The sequence below is a fragment of the Bartonella sp. AU15XJBT genome (genome assembly GCF_028618615.1).
In the GTDB taxonomy this organism is placed as follows: Bacteria; Pseudomonadota; Alphaproteobacteria; order Rhizobiales; family Rhizobiaceae; genus Bartonella.
In genome coordinates, this window is sequence record NZ_JAQITG010000072.1 from 1 (window position 1) to 2,744 (window position 2,744).

3 protein-coding genes are annotated in these 2,744 nt (G+C 35.5%); all 3 read left to right on the plus strand.

Annotation, left to right across the window (positions count from 1 at the left end):
- Positions 1-896: VENN motif pre-toxin domain-containing protein (locus PVV57_RS09950; protein WP_275065427.1), on the plus strand; the 896-nt coding region annotated here is incomplete at its 5' end.
- A 132-nt stretch (positions 897-1,028) separates the two neighbouring features.
- Positions 1,029-1,382, plus strand: coding sequence for a hypothetical protein (locus PVV57_RS09955; protein WP_273719558.1), 354 nt, complete (start codon positions 1,029-1,031; stop codon positions 1,380-1,382).
- A 6-nt stretch (positions 1,383-1,388) separates the two neighbouring features.
- On the plus strand, positions 1,389-2,744 hold a 1,356-nt coding region (locus tag PVV57_RS09960; protein WP_404977253.1), incomplete at its 3' end, for a DUF6990 domain-containing protein.

Genomic DNA, 2,744 nt, shown 5'->3' on the forward strand with positions numbered 1-2,744 from the left:
CAAAGATTGATGCGCAGTTTGCTGACTTTAGAGAGCATACCATTGATGTAGCGCGTGCTGCGGGGGGCTTTGCTGCCGCCCTTGCTGGTGGCAATGTTGATGCCGGCGCTGATGCTGCAGGCAATGCTGCCGAAAATAATTTTCTTCCTGCGGTAGCAGCTGCTGTAGCGTTCATTGTGTCGCTTACGCCAGAAGAGTTGGCAGCTCTGTCTCTTTTTATGGCTGGTGGAGCAACTATTATTCAGTCTCCTGGCAATAGGACCGCTATAGCTGATTTCCTTGCCTATTGGTTTGCATCGAAGAGTGCAGAAGGAGACAGCGAAAAAACAAATCAAAACTCAAAAGAAGAAAAAAATAAAAATTCTCAGAAGGAAAGTAAAAATAAGAAAAAAAACGGAAACAATAAAAAACCACAAAACAATAATGATGGACAGGGGAATATACTTGCACAAGTCAGGAAGCATCATGACAAAAAACGGGATGAAAAAAAACAAGAATTAAGGGATAAAGGCTGTATAGTATGTGAGAAAGAAGTGGTATTCAAAACTAAGACGGATAAAGGCACAGTGAGGTCTCGTGCGGATATTGTTTATATAGAGGATGGTAAACTAGTCGTTGGTGAAGTAAAAACGGGGGATGCTGAGTTAAGTAAATTTCAAAAAATTTTGAAAGAGGCACATAAGGAAGGAAATGCAGAATCTACAAAAGGCGAACTTATAAAATTTTTTAAAGAGAACAAAGAGTTTTTAGAGAAATATCAAAAAGATTTCAAAAATTTTGAAGGAAATCAAGATCAATTAAGACAAGCTAATCAAAACTGGATTAAAAAACAATTAAGTAATAAGTTAGAGAAAACCAAATTTAAGCTTTTTCGTTATCCAGGACTTTTTGAATGAAAGTGAGTGATGAGGAAAACTAAAAATATAATAGGGCTTTGAAAGCTAAGTTGGGAGTTGTGAGACCAGCTATCATCTACAGCAGTAGATTATTATTAACAGGAATAAGCTTTGAATTGTGGAGAATAATTTATGAACTTTGCTTTAAAAAAAATACATCGCCCTGATATTATTTATGTGGAGAAAGGTGTATTAAAAGTTATTGACATAAAAACTGGTAATTCTCAATTAACAGAATGTCAAAAAGATTTTAAAATGGCGTATAAAACAGGAGAAGCAAAACCTTTCGGAAAAATTATGAAACGGTATCTAGGGGAAAATAAGGAACAGCTTAATAAATACCAAGAAGATTTGAAAAAATTTGAAGGAGATGCAGAGCTTCTGAAAGAGTTTAGAGACAATTGGAGTGAAAATCAAATAAACAAAAAGTGGAATAGAATAATTCCTTATACAGTTAGCTGTTATCCGGGGATTGGAGAAGAGTGAAAAATTATGCAAACTAAAGATGCAACAGAAATATTAAAAAGTCTTGGCTGTGAGCTTTATCGTGATGAAGTAGGCGATACATTTGCCTATTATTATCTTCCGGATCGCATTGTGGATTTGAGCTATGGTGTGAAACATGAAAAGGATGGTGAGAAATTTTGGTTATTAGCTAGTCTCACAACTGATTCTTATAGTCTTGCTTGTGAATATTCTAGGGGACAAAAGTCGCGATATGGATATATACTCTATCCAGAAATAGTTGATTTCGGGGTTACAGTACCGGATCTTTCAGAATGTCATATTGAATCTGCTTTAAACAAAGTTATCACTTGGGCAAAAACACAAAATATTGAACAAAAATTACATGAAGAAGCTGCTAATCATTCTCTTGTTGCAAAGGCTCTTCTCGGCGATATAGAAGCTTTAAGAAGTTATAAGTCTACGCCCAAATTAAACGTATCAGAATTTTCTGATTATAAAATGATGACGTGGAATGAACGCCTTCTTATTTTTGCACAGGCTTATAAAAATGGGGAGTTAGACGATATTCTAACGTGCAAGAAGCCAAAACAACACCCGATAAGTCTCATCGCAGCAAGTCGCATTCTTAAAAAAGAAGGGTGGTTTTCTACGGAACCTGGGAAAATGTGGGTCTCTTTGCCAGACCGTTTTATTCAATTTGATTTTGGTTTTATACATCTCCTTGATAATTACAATGTCCGTCTTGAAGCTGAGATCTCTAACGAAGAGATTTCTATAGCTTGTCGTTATATTCACTATAGGGGAGAATATATTTGGATAGGACCTACGGATATTTATCAGTCTTTTAATACGATTGGGGGGGGAATTTTTAGCGGTTTTGATAAAGGGATTGATATTTGTGTAGAGGAATTGAATGAGCAAGAGTTAACACAAATCTCTGAGCGAATAATACAATGGGCACGTGCCCAAGATTTACAAGCATCAATAGAAAGCAAAACACGTGTTCAAAAATATAGCTACAATATAGACATAATCTGGCATTTGGCTTGTTTAGCGTTAACAGGTCGAATTGATATCCTGAAATCTTATCAAAATTTTCTGGAAGCTGGTACGATTTCTGAACATTTGGATGATAATGACGTAGAAAAATATGTTAACCATGCCGTTGAATTTGCTGAAAAACATTTGAAAATCCTTAATGAGCGAGAGGCAGCAGAAGCTCATCTTAATCCACAAGTTTTGATTACTTTCAAGAAAGTTGCAGAGCAATTAAAAGAAATGGGTTGGACAGTTTATCGTGATAAAAACTACAATCGTAATGCTTATTTTATAAGTAAAGACCGTATCATCAATATAATGTATAACCTTCAAAGTGATGAA